Raw genomic sequence first — 13,932 nt, 5'->3', positions numbered from 1 at the left:
TTCGGTGTGTCGCTTGGGACTTCTGTGGCTAGTGCGACAGGGTCGGTGTGAACGGCACCGGCCGTCCGGCGTACGCCGCCAGGTGCTCGTAAGCCCCCGCCCCCGTCGGTGCCGAGAGGGCGTTGGCGAAGGCCCGCCCCTTGCGCTCCGGGCCGAGGATCCGGTCCATCGCGACGACCGCCCGCTGGGCGACCGCCTCATCCATGCCGTCGGTCGGCCGGCCGAGCGCCACGCACAGGTCCCAGGTGTGGACCGCGATCTCCGTCGACTGCCAGTCGGGGTCGACCATCACCATGTCATCGGCGCCGACCTCGCGCCACAGGTTGATCAGCTCGTTGCCACGCGTACGCAGTTCCTCGCCCAGGTTCACCGCGTAGTCCTCGTGCCCGGCCCATCCCGGTGGCGAGCCCTGGAGCATCGTCACGAAGATGCGGGGCTGGGCGATCAAGTGGTTGGCCAGCCTTCGCAGATCCCACTCGGGACACGGTGTCGGCCGGGTCAAATCGTCCGCCGTGACGGTGTCGAGAAGCTCTGCTGCCTGCGTCATGGCCCGCTGCAGCGCGAGCACTCCCATCTGGTCAACCACACGACCATGGTGTCAGGCGAGGGCGCGTCCCGCGAAAGCAGCCAGCCGCTCATAAGGCCCCGCGCCCTCGGGCGCCGTCACCTCGGCACCGAACGCACCGGCGCGCATCTCCGGCTTCAGGCTCGCTCTCATGAAGGCCAGCCCGACCTCGGCCAGCTCGGGATCGAGCTCGGCGGACGGGACGTCGAGCGCCTGCGCGAGGTCCCAGGAGTGGGTGGCGTACTCGGCGACGAGCAGGCCGACCGGCACCGCCGCGCCTCCCTCCCAGCCGTCCGTGCCGGGGCCCTGCTCCCACGCGCGCAGCACCTCGTCGGCGCTGGCCTTGAACGCCTGCCCCCAGTCCTCGCTGACGTGCGGCGTCGGCGCACCCCAGTCCGGCTCCCCGCCACGGATCATGGTGACGAAGTTGGTCCCGTCCGCGATCACGTGGTCGGCCAGCGCGCCGACGTCCCACTGCTCGCACGGCGTCGGCCGCGAGACCGTCCCGGCGTTCACCCGACGGAACAGACCGCTGGTCTGGTCCAGCGCCCGCGAGAGGATTGCTGCCTCGTCTGTAGTAGTCACGCCGTCAACGTACGACTGGTCGGGCGGTGGCGTCACTGGCAATACGGCGGCGGGCTCAGCTGAAGTCGAGGTCGTGGACCCGGGCGCGCTTGAGTTCGTAGACGTAGGGGTAGGCGGTGATCAGCTGGAAGCCGTCCCAGAGTTTGCCGGCCTCCTCACCCTTGGGCGCCTTGGAGATGACCGGACCGAAGAAGGCCGAGCCGTTCATCGCGATCGTCGGGGTGCCGACGTCGTTGCCGACCTGGTCCATGCCCTCGTGGTGGGACTTCGCGATCGCCTCGTCGAGCGAGGTGTCGTCCATCGCGTCGGCGAGCTCGGCGGGCAGCCCGGCCGAGGTCAGCGCCTCCTCGATCATCGCCCGGTCGAATTCCCGGCCCTCGACATGGCGGCGGGTGCCGAGCGCGGTGTAGAGCTCGGCGAGCTTCTCCTGGCCGTACTCGTTCTGCACCGCCATGCAGACCCGCACCGGGCCCCACGCGGTCTTCAGCATCTCCCGGTAGTCCTCCGGGATGTCCTTGTCCTGGTTGAGGTACGCCAGGCTCATGATGTGCCACGTCACCTCGACGTCGCGCACCTTCTCGACCTCGAGGATCCAGCGCGAGGTGATCCACGCGAACGGACAGGCCGGGTCGAACCAGAAGTCGGCGGCGGTCTTCTCGGACGGCGGGGCGGGAGTGGTCTGCGTCATATCGACACTCAACCACTCCCGCCCCGGATCTGTTCCGCTCACCTGACGGTGGTGAAGTCACCCCCGCTGGCCCAGTAGGCGACCTCGTCGCCGCTGTAGGCGCCAGTGACGGCGTACTCGCCCGCGGGCAGCTTGACGAAGGTGACGCCCGCCGTCCCGTTGCCGAGGGGCTTGGTGACCGTACGTCCGCCGTTGGTCGTGATCTTGACCGAACCGCTGGGCACGTAGCCCGGCGCGGTGACCTTGACGACCACGTCAGCCTCCCGGGAGCCTCCGGTCGCGGTGACCTCGACGGTCGGCTTGACCCGCACCCGGCCGCTGGGACCGTACGTCTTGGACACGGTCTCGCCACTGCGAGACCTGGCGACCACGGTGACGCTGAGCCGGCGACCGACGTCGGCGTCGCTCGGGCGGTACTTCTCGGTCGTCGCCCCCGAGATCGGCGTGCCTTCGCGCGTCCACTGGTAGGAGATGTCCACCGCTTCGCTGAAGCTGCCCGGATCGACCTGCATCAGCCCGCCGAGGCGAGTGCCGCCCTTGACGTAGCCGGCCGCGGTCTGGGTCAGCGACCCGCTCGGCGGCTCCGGCTCCGTGGGCTGCTGCGGAGCCTTGCCGCCGACGACGAGAGAGGTGGCGAAGGCATAGGAGTACTTCGGCTTGTACCCCTCCTGGACGCCGACGACGACCGCGCCGACCCTCTTCCCGGAGGCCGCGGCGGGCACCTTCAGGAAGCGGGACTTGGTGCGCGCGATCAGCTTCTTGTCCGCGTACCACCTGACCTCGCCGATCTTGGCCGACGGCTCGTAGGCCGCTCCGCCGACGGAGATCGTCGAGCCGACCTTCTGAGCCCCGGCGATCTTCGGCTGCTTCAGCACCCTGAACGTCCCCTGCTTGATCGGCGGCAGGATCTCGCTCATCGTCTTGGCGTCGCTGTAGTCCCGGCGGGTGCCGGTGAGCACCGCCGCGATCTGCTTGCCGGCGAGGTGGCCGGGGATGCGGAAGGTCTTGTTGGTCGCACCCGGGATCGGCTTCTTGTCCACGATCCACTGGTAGCGGATCTTGTTCGGGTTCGGGCTCCACGAGCCGGTGTTGACCGTGACCGCCTTGCCGACCTGCGCCGCTCCCTCGACCGTGGGCGCCTTGGTGACCGAGAGGCGCTTGTCGTTGAAGTGGACGAACCCGGTCGGATAGTTCGTAGAGCCCTTGCTGATCCGGCGCCAGCTGATGTCGCTGCCGTAGTTGGACTCCGAGATCGTGATCGAGCTCGAGCCGACCCGCTCGACCATCGCGACGTGCCCGAAGCGACTCGCGCTGGGGTGCGAGGAGTGCCACCAAGCGACCGAGCCCACGGTCGGGGTCCGGTTGGTCAGCTTGCTCATCGCCACGCCCCAGTTGGTCGCGTTGCCCTCGCCCGACCAGGGGCGAGCGTTCGGCAGACCGGTCTGGATCAGCTTGTACGCCACATAGTTGGTGCAGTTCCTTCCGGCGTACATCCGCCAGTACATGCTCCCCCAGGCGTTCTCGTATCCGCCGGTGGGATAGCCCTTGCTGCGGCAGTCCGAGAAGCCGGAGCAGAGCGTGATGGAGCCCGCGTGCGCCGGTGATGCCAACTTGGGGATGACTTGCACACCGAGGCCGACGAGCAGCAGAACCGCGCCGGTGACCAAGGCCCGGCGCAGCACCCCGCCAGGCTTCCCCACCTGGCGCGACTCATGTGAATACTGATGTTCCTGTGACTTAAGGGGCACATGAGCACCCTAGGGAAAGTTGTCAACCATTGATACCGGTGTGTCGGAATTACAACGCTGTATTTTTACTTTCCACGCTCAGCGACACCCAAGAACGGTCAACAAACGCGATATAGATGTCTCGAAATCCGGGCAGAATGAGAGGATCCACGCATGCCTGGAACCAATCTCACGCGTGCCGAAGCCACCGCTAGAGCCGCCCTTCTCGACGTCCTCTCGTACGACATCGATCTCGACCTCACCACGGGTATCGAGACCTTCGGCTCGACGACGACGATCACCTTCACCTCCACCGAGGCCGGTGCCTCCACGTTCGCCGATCTCGTCGACGCGACCGTCCACGAGATCACTCTCAACGGCGTCGCGCTCGACCCCGCGGTGGCCTACCAGGATTCTCGGATTCTTCTCGACGGCCTCGCAGCCGAGAACGTGCTGGTCGTCAAGGCCGACTGCACCTACTCCCACACCGGCGAGGGCCTGCACCGCTTCGTCGACCCCGCCGACGACCGCGTCTACCTCTACTCCCAGTTCGAGGTCCCCGACGCGCGCCGCGTCTACACCACCTTCGAGCAGCCCGACCTCAAGTCCGTCTTCACCTTCCACGTGACCGCTCCCGAGGGCTGGAAGGTCGTCTCCAACGCCGTCACGCCCGAGCCGAAGCCGGTGGGGGTCTCGACAGGCTCGACCACCGTTGCGCGCTGGGACTTCGAGCCCACCAAGAAGATGTCGACCTACATCACCGCGCTGATCGCCGGTGAGTACCACGAGGTCCAGGACGTCTACGAGGGCAAGTTCGGCACGATCCCGCTGGGCCACTACTGCCGCCAGTCGCTGGTCCCCCACCTCGACCGCGACGAGGTCGTGAAGATCACCAAGCAGGGCTTCGAGTTCTTTGAGGACGCCTTCGACTTCCCCTACCCGTTCGGGAAGTACGACCAGCTCTACGTGCCTGAGTACAACATGGGCGCGATGGAGAACGCCGGCGCCGTGACGCTGCGCGATGAGTACCTGCCGCGCTCCAAGCAGCCGCGCTCCTTCTACGACTTCCGCGCCTCGGTGATCCTCCACGAGATGGCTCACATGTGGTTCGGCGACCTGGTCACCATGAGGTGGTGGGACGACCTCTGGCTCAACGAGTCGTTCGCCGAGTGGGCCTGCTACCACGCTCAGGCCAACGCGACCGAGTTCACCGACGCCTGGACCGGCTTCACCAACGCCCGCAAGCAGACCGGCTACCGCCAGGACCAGCTGCCCACCACCCACCCGATCGCCGCGGACAACTACGACCTGCAGGCCGTCGAGGTCAACTTCGACATGATCACCTACGCCAAGGGCGCCTCCGTCCTGAAGCAGCTGGTGGCGTGGGTCGGGCTGGAGCCGTTCCTGGACGGCCTGAAGGCCTACTTCAAGGAGTTCGCCTACGGGAACTCCGAGTTCAAGGACCTGCTGCGCCACCTCGAGGCCGCCTCCGGGCGTGAGCTCCAGGGCTGGGCGCAGGAGTGGCTGCAGACCGCCGGCGTCAACACCCTCGCGCCGTCGTTCGAGCTGGCCGCGGACGGGACGTACACCTCGTTCGCCGTCAGGCAGAGCGCTGCCGCCGACTACCCGACGCTGCGCCGCCACCGCATCGGCCTCGGCCTCTACGACCTCGTCGAGGGCGCGCTCGTCCGCCGCGACGCGTTCGAGATCGACGTGACCGGCGAGCTGACCGAGGTCCCGCAGCTGGCCGGCGTCAAGCAGCCCGACCTGCTGCTGCTGAACGAGGGCGACCTGACGTACGCCAAGATCCGGCTCGACGAGCGCTCGCTGGCCACCGCGCTGTCGGCGCTGTCGGCGCTGGACGACTCGCTCTCGCGCGCACTGATCTGGGGCGCCGCCTGGGACATGACCCGCGACGCCGAGATGCGGGCGACCGACTTCGTCGAGCTCGTCCTCGCCAACATCGGCCAGGAGACCGACGCCTGGGGCGTCACCCGGATCCCGGTCTTCGCCGCCCAGGCGGTGGGCTCGTTCTCCGCCCCGGCCAACCGCGACGCCCTCAAGGCGCGCTGGGAGACCGGGCTCAAGAGCCTGCTCGAGGCCGCTGCCCCGGGCAGCGACCACCAGCTGACCTTCGCCCGGACGTACGCCGCGGCGGGCCGCTCCGAGGTCGCGATCGCCGATCTCCAGGGGCTGCTCTCCGGCGACCTGGTCTTCGACGGTCTGGAGATCGACCAGGACCTGCGCTGGGCGCTCGTCACCGGCCTGGCCGCCTCCGGCACCTTCGGTGAGGCCGAGATCGACGCCGAGCTCGAGCGCGACAACACCATCTCTGGCAAGGAGAAGGCCGCCGCCGCCCGCGCCGCGCAGCCGACCGCCGAGGCCAAGGAAGCGGCCTGGGAGTCGGTCGTCGTCCGCACCGACGTGGCCAACGAGACCGCGCGCTCGATCGTGCTCTCGTTCCAGCGCAACGGGCAGGACGAGGTGCTCGCGCCCTTCGTCGACCGCTACTTCGAGGCCGCCGACACGCTCTGGGAGCACCTCGGCACCCACCGCGCCTCGACGGTGCTGGAGTACATCTTCCCGAAGCCGGCCGCCTCCCCGGAGCTCTTGGAGAAGGCCGACAAGTGGCTGGAGACCTCCCCCGCCGAGCCCGCCGCCAAGCGGTACGTCCGCGAGGGACGTGACGAGGTCGCCCGCGCCCTCGCCGCCCAGGAGCGCGACGCGAAGTAGCTCTCTCACGTGAACGACCCCCGGCCACGTGGCCGGGGGTCGTTCACATTTACTCAGAAACAAAGAAGGAAGGGAGAACTCTCCCTTCCGCTAATAACTTTATAGCGCACATGGGGGCTTGCCACAAGGCCCCCGGATTGCGGCAGAATCTCCGTCTCGAACAGGTAAAGTGCCTGCTCAGACAGGGGTTCAACGTTGCAAGCATTCGATCTCACGGGCCGTCACGACGCCAAGGCGGACCCGGCACTGATCGCCGATGACGAGCAGCACTTCGCTGCCATCGGGCAGAGTCTCGAAGAGCAGATCGCTGCGCTGAACGAGCGGCTCGATGACGTACGCCGCCGCCCCGGCGGACACGGGCAGGAGGCGATGGACCGCGATCTGGAGGTGCACCGGATCGGTGGGCAGCTGCGGATGCTGCGCAGGTTCAGCCTGGATCTGTGTCTGGGGCGGATCGTCACTGAGTCCGGCAGCACCATCTACATCGGGCGTCTCGGCCTGACCGCCACCGACGGGCGACGGCTGCTGGTCGACTGGCGCTCGCCTGCCGCCGAGCCGTTCTTCGCGGCCACGCACGCCGATCCGCGCGGGCTGCTGAGCCGGCGCCGCTACCGCTGGACCAACGGGCGGATCGCCGACTACTGGGACGAGGTCTTCACCACCGAGGGGCTTGAAGGGCATGCGGCACTGGATGATCAGTCGGCCTTCATCGCCACCCTCGGCAGCAGCCGCTCACCGCGGATGCGCGACGTCCTCGGCACGATCCAGTCCGACCAGGACGCCATCATCCGCGCGTCCTCGCGAGGCGCGCTCGTCGTCGACGGCGGACCGGGGACCGGCAAGACCGTGGTGGCGCTGCACCGCACGGCGTACCTCCTCTACTCCGACCCGCGCCTCGGCGAGGGCAAGGGCGGGGTGCTGTTCGTGGGCCCGCACGAGCCCTATCTCTCCTACGTCGCCGACGTGCTGCCGAGCCTGGGTGAAGAGGGCGTACGCACCACGACGCTGCGCCGGATGGTGCCCGAGGGCGCCTCGCTGGCGCCGGAGACGGACAAGGAGGTCGCCCGGCTCAAGGCCGACGCCCGGATGGTCGCGGCGATCGAGCCGGCGGTGGCTCTCTACGAGAAGCCTCCCTCGAAGCCGACCCTCGTCGAGACCCCTTACGGCGACGCCGTGATCAGCACCAGCGACTGGGCCGAGGCGATCGCCGCGGCCGAGCCGGGTACGCCGCACAACGACGCTCGCGACCAGGTCTGGGACGCGCTGCTGAAGATCGTGACCGAACGGATCCAGAGGAACATCGGCAGCGACCCCGATCGCGACTACGACGCCGATGTCGACGCCTGGGCCGAGGACGACTGGGGCAGCCCGGGCCAGGAGGAGGATGAGTTCGACGCGTACGGCCTCGTTGACGAGGATGCGACCGACGCCCTCCGGGCCTCGCTGGAGACCAACGCCGGGCTGCTCGAGGTCTTCGGCCAGGTCTGGCCGCGGCTGCGACCGGCCGACCTCGTCGGGGATCTGTGGGAGGTGCCGGCGTTCCTGCGGCTGTGCGCGCCCTGGCTCTCCCCCGAGGAGGTGACGACGCTGCAGCGCAATCCGGTTGTCCAGGCTGGGCAGGCCTGGACCGAGGCGGACCTGCCGCTGCTCGACGCCGCCCACCGTCGCCTCGGCGACCCCGACGCCTCGCGGCGCCGGAGCGCCAAGAAGGCGGCCGCGGCCGCCGACCGGAAGGCGAAGGCCGAGGTCGTCTCCGACCTGATCAGCCACGACGACTCCGACATGAAGGTGATGTCGATGCTGCGTGGCCAGGACCTACGCACAGCGCTCCTCGACGACTCGGTGCGTGAGCCGGACGAGCTCGACCCGTACGCCGGCCCGTTCGCGCACATCGTCGTCGACGAGGCCCAGGAGCTGACCGACGCCGAGTGGCAGATGCTGATCAACCGCTGCCCCTCGCGCAGCTTCACGATCGTCGGTGACCGCGCCCAGGCCCGGCACGGGTTCACCGAGTCCTGGCAGGAGCGTCTCGAGCGAGTCGGTCTGGATCGGATCGAGATGGCCGGCCTGAGCGTCAACTACCGCACGCCCGAGGAGGTGATGGCCGAGGCCGAGCCGGTCATCCGGGCCGCGCTCCCGGATGCCAACGTGCCCACGTCGGTCCGCGCCGCCGGCATCCCGGTCGTCCACCGCCCCGTCGCGGACCTCGACGAGATCCTGGACACCTGGCTCGCCGAGCACGACGAAGGCATCGCCTGCGTCATCGCGGCCGGCTCGTCGGACCTCGACGAAGGCCGGGTACGCCGCTTGAGCCCCGAGCACGCCAAGGGGCTCGAGTTCGATCTGGTGGTCCTCATCGACCCCGAGACGTACGGGACCGGGATCGAGGGTGCCGTGGACCGCTACGTCGCGATGACGCGGGCCACCCGTCAGCTGGTGATCCTCACCAGCTGACCCGCTGCGCGCGCCGGGAGGCTGCCTAGACGGTCAGTGCGTCGCGGCGGGGAGGTTGTCGTCGTCGCCCTTGTGGGGCTTGGGCAGCAGCCCCTCGCCGCGGAGCACGCCGGGCAGGAGCACCACGAGGGAGATGACCACCGTCAGGATGATCGGGACGATCAGGATGAGCAGGAGCAGACCGGAGGCGGTCATCTCCTCGGCGACCGGCCAGCCGTTGGGGACCTCGGCGCTGGCGGGGCCGGCGGTAGCAACAGAGGCGACGACAGCGGCGGTGGCGGAGGCGCCGAAGAGGCCGGCGCGGCGCAGGATCTGGTTGCTCACGCGCAGATACTAACCGGCGTAAGCTCTGGTCCTCGTCAACGCCCCTCGTCCGGCCAGAGTCGCCGCCACCTGGGATTGGCCGCGGACCTTGAACGCGTTGGATACTGGAACTCATGTCCATTCCCCCGAACCCCCCACTGGTCTCGGTCTCCTGGTCGACTCTCGGCGAATGGGTGATCGGCATCCCCCTGCGTATCGCCGGCCTGATCCTGCTGGCGATCGTGCTCCGCTGGATCCTTCACCGGGTCGTCGACAAGGTCGTCGTCCGCGCCGTCGAGGCGCCCGGGCTCACCGGCAAGATCACCAAGTCGGCCGAGGCGAGCGACACCCCCGTCGCCTCGTCTCGCCGCAGCCAGCGCGCCCAGGCGATCGGCTCGCTGTTCAAGAGCGTCGTCACCGGGGTCTTGATCGCGATCTTCGCCACCATGATCCTGGACCAGCTCGGCATCAACATCGCCCCGATCATCGCCTCGGCCGGAATCGTCGGTCTGGCGCTCGGTTTCGGCGCCCAGTCGCTGGTGCGGGACTACCTGTCCGGCATCTTCATGATCATCGAGGACCAGTACGGCGTCGGTGACAGCATCGAGGTCAACAACATCGTCGGCACGGTCGAGGCCGTGACCATGCGGATCACCCGCCTGCGGTCGCTCGACGGCACGGTCTGGTACATCCCCAACGGCGAGATCCTCACCGTCGGCAACCACAGCCAGAACTGGGCCCGCGCCGTCATCGACGTCGGCGTCGGCTACAACGAGGACCTCACCAAGGTGCAGCGTGTGCTTCGCGAGGTCTCCAACGACCTGTGGGTCGACGAGGAGTTCAAGGGCCAGATCATCGAGGAGCCCGAGGTCACCGGTGTCGAGGCGCTTGCCGCCGACGCCATCACCCTGCGGGTGCTCATCAAGACCCTGCCCCTCAAGCAGTGGGCGATCGCGCGCGAGATGCGCCAGCGGATCAAGGCCCGCCTCGACTACGAGGGCATCGAGATCCCGTTCCCGCAGCGGGTCGTCTGGCACCGCGAGGAGAAGGCTGCCGAGGAAGACCCGGCCAAGGCCTGACGTACGCCGATGGTCAGGCCGCCTGACCCCGCTGGTCGAGCCGCCGGGCTCGACCAGCGCGGGCTGATCAGGCGAGCGCGGCGTCGAGGGTGATCGTGGTGCCGGTGAGGGCCTGGCTGACCGGGCAGCCGGCCTTGGCAGCCTCGGCGAGGCTCACGAAGGTCTCGTTGTCGAGCCCCTCGACCTCACCACGGGTGGTCAGCTTGATGCCGGTGATGCCCTTGCCGGGCGTGAACTCGACATCCGCGCTGGTCTGCAGGCTGGTCGCCGGGGTGCCGTTGTCGGCCAGGCCCTTGGAAAAGGCCATCGAGAAGCAGGAGGAGTGGGCGGCGGCGATGAGCTCCTCGGGGCTGGTCTTGCCGCCAGGCTCCTCGGAGCGGGCCGGCCAGGAGACGTCGTAGGTCCCCAGACCGGAGGAATCCAGCGTCACCTTCCCGGCACCCTCGAAGAGCGTGCCCTCCCAGACGGTGGTGGCAGTGCGGGTGGTGGCCATCGTTTATCTCCCAAAGTTCGAGTGTGTGCGTACGCCTCCGATCCTGCCACGGACGCCGAGCGCGGACCCGCGTGGAAGAATGGCTCAGTGACGTTTTATGAGGAGATCGGCGGGATGGAGACCATCCGCACGATCGTGGCCAAGTTCTACGAGGGCGTGGCGACCGACGAGCTGATGCGGCCGATGTATCCGGAGGAGGATCTAGGTCCGGCCCAGGAGCGACTGACCCTCTTCCTGGCTCAGTACTGGGGCGGTCCGTCCGCCTACTCCGAGCAGCGCGGCCATCCACGGCTGCGGATGCGGCATGCGCCGTTCGAAGTCACCTCGGAGGCTCGGGACCGCTGGCTCCAGCACTTCCGTGAGGGCCTCGACGCCGCCGGGCTGACTCCGGAGCAGGACGCGCAGTTCTGGGCCTACGCCGAGCACGCTGCGAACTTCATGATCAACACTCCCGGGTGAGCGAGGAGGCACTGCCTTTAGAGTGACGCCCGTGTCGACGTCCTCCTCCCCTACGCGCCGGGTTCGCCGCGGAAAGGCGCTGCTGCGCCATCCAGCCCAGGTCGTGGCGGTCGGCTTCGCCGCGACGATCCTGGTCGGCACGCTCCTGCTGATGCTTCCGGTGGCGCGCACCGAGCCGGGCCATGCACCGTTCCTGACGGCCCTGTTCACCGCGACCAGCGCCGTCTGCGTCACCGGTCTGGCCGTCGTCGACACCCCTACCTACTGGTCCACCTTCGGCGAGGTCACCATCCTCGGGCTGATCCAGGTCGGCGGGATCGGGATCATGACCCTCGCCTCGATGCTGGCACTGGTCGTCTTCCGCCGGCTCGGGCTGCGGTTCCGCCTCACCGCCGCCGTGGAGCACACCAGCTCCGGCCTCGGTGACGTACGCAGCCTCATCAAGGGAGTCGTCGGCATCAGCCTGGTCATCGAGCTGATCATCGCGATCCCGCTGACGCTGCGGTTCTGGCTGGGCTACGGCGCCACCCTGGAACGGGCTGCCTACGACGGCGTCTTCCACTCGATCTCCGCCTTCAACAACGCCGGCTTCGCGCTGCGTTCGGACTCGCTGATGGGGTACGTCGCGGACCCCTGGATCTGCCTGCCGATCGCCGTCGCGGTGATCGCCGGCGGCCTCGGGTTCCCGGTGTGGCTGGAGCTGCTGCAGCGTACGAAGGTGCGGATGTGGAGCCTGCACACGAAGATGACCGTCACCGGCACCATCGGGCTGCTGATCATCGGCTCGGTGTTCTTCACCGCGGTCGAGTGGAAGAACCCCGACACCCTGGGCGCCCTGGACACCCCGGGAAAGCTGCTGGCCGGCTTCTTCCAGAGCACCATGACGCGTACGGCCGGGTTCAACAGCCTCGACTACGAGCAGATGCACGAAGGTACGCTGCTCGGCGCCGACGTGCTGATGCTCATCGGCGGAGGGTCGGCAGGCACGGCGGGTGGCCTCAAGATCACCACCTTCATGCTCCTCTTCTTCGTCATCGTCGCCGAGGTGCGCGGGCAGCGCGAGGTCGAGGCGTTCGACCGCCGCATCGACCCGCGGGCCATCCGCCAGGCGCTCACAGTCGCGCTGCTCTCCGTCGGCTTCGTGGTCTCCGGAACCATCGCGCTCCTCCATCTGGTCGATGCACCCACCCACCAGGTGCTCTTCGAGGCCGTCTCGGCCTTCGCCACCGTGGGCCTGTCGGCCAACCTCACCTATGACGTCCCCCCGGGCGGTCAGCTGATCCTGATCGCGATGATGTTCGTCGGCAGGATCGGCCCGATCACCCTCGTCTCCGCCTTGGCGCTCCGCGACCGCGAGCGTCTGCACCGCTTCCCGGAAGGACGGCCCCTCATTGGCTAGGACCAGATTGGACAAGAACGGCATCACTCGCGGCGGCGTCGCCGTGCTCGGCCTCGGCCGGTTCGGCAGCGCGCTCGCCCTCGAGCTCGTCGATGAGGGCGAGGAGGTGCTCGCCGCCGACCTGAACCCTCGGGCGGTGCAGGAGCACGCCGGCCGGCTGACCCACGTGGTCGAGGCCGACACCACGAGTGAGGACGCGATGCGCGGGCTCGGTCTCGGCGAGTTCGGCACCGTGGTCGTGAGCATCGGCACCGACATCGAGGCGAGCATCCTGACCGCATCGGTCGCGGTCCACCTCGGCGTACGCAACGTCTGGGCCAAGGCGATCAGCGAGCCCCATGCCCGGATCCTCGCTCAGATCGGGGTGGACAACGTCGTCCGCCCCGAGCACGACATGGGTCAGCGGGTCGCCCACCTCGTCCGTGGGCGGATGCTCGACTACATCGAGTTCGACGACGGGTACGTCTTCGTGAAGACCCGGCCGCCGGCCCTGCTGCACAACCGCAGTCTCACCGGCGTGGGCGTGCGCCAGACCTATGGCGTCACCGTCGTCGGGGTGAAACCGGCGGGCGGCACGTTCACCTACACGACCGCGGAGACAGTCATCCGCCCCGACGACCACATCGTCGTCTCCGGACCCCAGGACAAGGTCGAGGCCTTCGCCCGGCTCTAGTCGACCAGCGGGGCGATCTAAGCGCCCGGATCGAGGGTGTAGCCGACACCCGGCGTGGTGACCAGGTAACGCGGGCGGGAGGGGTCGTCCTCGAGCTTGCGGCGCAGCTGGGCGGCGTAGACCCGCAGATAGTGGGTCTCCTTGGCATAGGTCGGGCCCCACACCTCCTTGAGGATCTGCTCTCGCGGGACCAGCCGGCCGAGGTTGCGGGCGAGGAGCTCCAGGAACGACCACTCGGTCGGGGTGAGGCGGACGTCCTCCCCCGCCTTGTGGACGCGCTTGCGGGCGAAGTCGATCTCCAGGTCGCCGACGTTCACGACGGCGGCCGCGGGCGGTGCCGAGTCCTGGGACCGCCGGACGGCCGCTCGCAGACGGGCCATCAGCTCGTTCATCGCGAACGGCTTGGTCACATAGTCGTCCGCCCCGAGGTCCAGCGCCTCGATCTTGTCGTCGCCGTGCTGGCGAGCGGAGAGCACGACCACCGGCACCTGGGTCCAGCCGCGCAGTCCCTCGATCACCTCCGTGCCGTCCAGGTCCGGGAGACCGAGATCGAGCAGGACGACGTCCGGGTGGGTTGCCGCGGCGGCGGCGAGCGCCGAGCGCCCATCGGCCGCCGTCTCGACCTCCCAGCCGGCGGCACGCAGGTTGATGGCGAGCGCCCGAAGCAGGGCGGGTTCGTCGTCGACGACGAGCACGCGGCTCATCGGTCCACCTCCGTAGCGCAAGCGCCAGAGTACGGACGCGGACCGATGAGAGTTCCGATGCTCGCTCGCT

Annotated in this window: 13 protein-coding genes; 6 read left to right on the top strand and 7 right to left on the bottom strand. The window is 68.6% G+C overall.

Translation table 11 applies throughout. The features are described 5' to 3' along the window. Positions 1–28: 28 nt before the first annotated feature. From BJ988_RS01320 to BJ988_RS01305, 4 genes are read right to left on the bottom strand one after another with little or no spacing between them, the layout of a single operon-like run. Positions 29–586: a maleylpyruvate isomerase family mycothiol-dependent enzyme gene (locus BJ988_RS01320; protein WP_343051386.1), complete on the bottom strand. Its 558-nt coding sequence runs from the start codon at positions 584–586 to the stop codon at positions 29–31. A gap of 12 nt (positions 587–598) precedes the next feature. Next, the gene (locus BJ988_RS01315) at positions 599–1,150 is read right to left on the bottom strand and encodes a TIGR03086 family metal-binding protein (protein ID WP_343051385.1); all 552 of its coding nucleotides are present in this window, start codon (positions 1,148–1,150) and stop codon (positions 599–601) included. Positions 1,151–1,205: 55 nt separating this feature from the next. Then, positions 1,206–1,838, bottom strand: a complete 633-nt coding sequence (locus BJ988_RS01310; protein WP_179656322.1) for a mycothiol-dependent nitroreductase Rv2466c family protein — start codon at positions 1,836–1,838, stop codon at positions 1,206–1,208. Positions 1,839–1,876: 38 nt separating this feature from the next. Continuing rightward, positions 1,877–3,538 (bottom strand): CHAP domain-containing protein, encoded by a 1,662-nt coding sequence (locus BJ988_RS01305; protein WP_179656321.1) that lies wholly within the window; start codon positions 3,536–3,538, stop codon positions 1,877–1,879. Between the two features lie 201 nt (positions 3,539–3,739). On the opposite strand from BJ988_RS01305, the gene pepN reads away from it, so the two are divergent. Together pepN and helR are read left to right on the top strand one after the other, a co-directional pair. Continuing rightward, a complete protein-coding gene (gene pepN, locus BJ988_RS01300) occupies positions 3,740–6,298 on the top strand; it encodes an aminopeptidase N (RefSeq protein ID WP_179656320.1) in 2,559 nt (852 codons plus the stop codon). Positions 6,299–6,493: 195 nt separating this feature from the next. Then, positions 6,494–8,752: an RNA polymerase recycling motor ATPase HelR gene (gene helR / locus BJ988_RS01295; RefSeq protein WP_179656319.1), complete on the top strand. Its 2,259-nt coding sequence runs from the start codon at positions 6,494–6,496 to the stop codon at positions 8,750–8,752. 33 nt (positions 8,753–8,785) lie between these two features. On the opposite strand, the gene BJ988_RS01290 is transcribed toward helR, so the two are convergent. After that, positions 8,786–9,076, bottom strand: a complete 291-nt coding sequence (locus tag BJ988_RS01290; RefSeq protein WP_179656318.1) for a hypothetical protein — start codon at positions 9,074–9,076, stop codon at positions 8,786–8,788. Between the two features lie 113 nt (positions 9,077–9,189). Here BJ988_RS01290 and BJ988_RS01285 point away from each other — a divergent pair, with 113 nt between their 5' ends. Next, complete coding sequence (locus BJ988_RS01285; RefSeq protein WP_179656317.1) at positions 9,190–10,134, top strand: mechanosensitive ion channel family protein; 945 nt, start codon at positions 9,190–9,192, stop codon at positions 10,132–10,134. A 67-nt stretch (positions 10,135–10,201) separates the two neighbouring features. On the opposite strand, the gene BJ988_RS01280 is transcribed toward BJ988_RS01285, so the two are convergent. Then, a complete protein-coding gene (locus tag BJ988_RS01280) occupies positions 10,202–10,627 on the bottom strand; it encodes an OsmC family peroxiredoxin (protein ID WP_179656316.1) in 426 nt (141 codons plus the stop codon). An 87-nt stretch (positions 10,628–10,714) separates the two neighbouring features. Between BJ988_RS01280 and BJ988_RS01275 the strand changes: the two genes are divergently transcribed. The 3 genes from BJ988_RS01275 to BJ988_RS01265 are packed head-to-tail and all read left to right on the top strand — an operon-like array spanning position 10,715 to position 13,158. Continuing rightward, the gene (locus BJ988_RS01275; RefSeq protein ID WP_179656315.1) at positions 10,715–11,086 is read left to right on the top strand and encodes a globin domain-containing protein; all 372 of its coding nucleotides are present in this window, start codon (positions 10,715–10,717) and stop codon (positions 11,084–11,086) included. A gap of 31 nt (positions 11,087–11,117) precedes the next feature. Further along, positions 11,118–12,485 (top strand): potassium transporter TrkG, encoded by a 1,368-nt coding sequence (locus tag BJ988_RS01270; protein ID WP_179656314.1) that lies wholly within the window; start codon positions 11,118–11,120, stop codon positions 12,483–12,485. Next, a complete protein-coding gene (locus BJ988_RS01265; protein WP_246321380.1) occupies positions 12,478–13,158 on the top strand; it encodes a potassium channel family protein in 681 nt (226 codons plus the stop codon). Before BJ988_RS01270 ends, BJ988_RS01265 begins: the two co-directional genes overlap by 8 nt. Before the next feature lie 17 nt (positions 13,159–13,175). Here the strand turns inward: BJ988_RS01265 and BJ988_RS01260 are convergent, their stop codons facing one another. After that, positions 13,176–13,862, bottom strand: coding sequence for a response regulator (locus BJ988_RS01260; protein WP_179656313.1), 687 nt, complete (start codon positions 13,860–13,862; stop codon positions 13,176–13,178). Positions 13,863–13,932: the final 70 nt, after the last annotated feature.

Source organism: Nocardioides panzhihuensis (assembly GCF_013408335.1).
GTDB classification, from domain to species: Bacteria; Actinomycetota; Actinomycetes; order Propionibacteriales; family Nocardioidaceae; genus Nocardioides; species Nocardioides panzhihuensis.
This window is presented reverse-complemented; position numbering and strand designations above follow the sequence as displayed.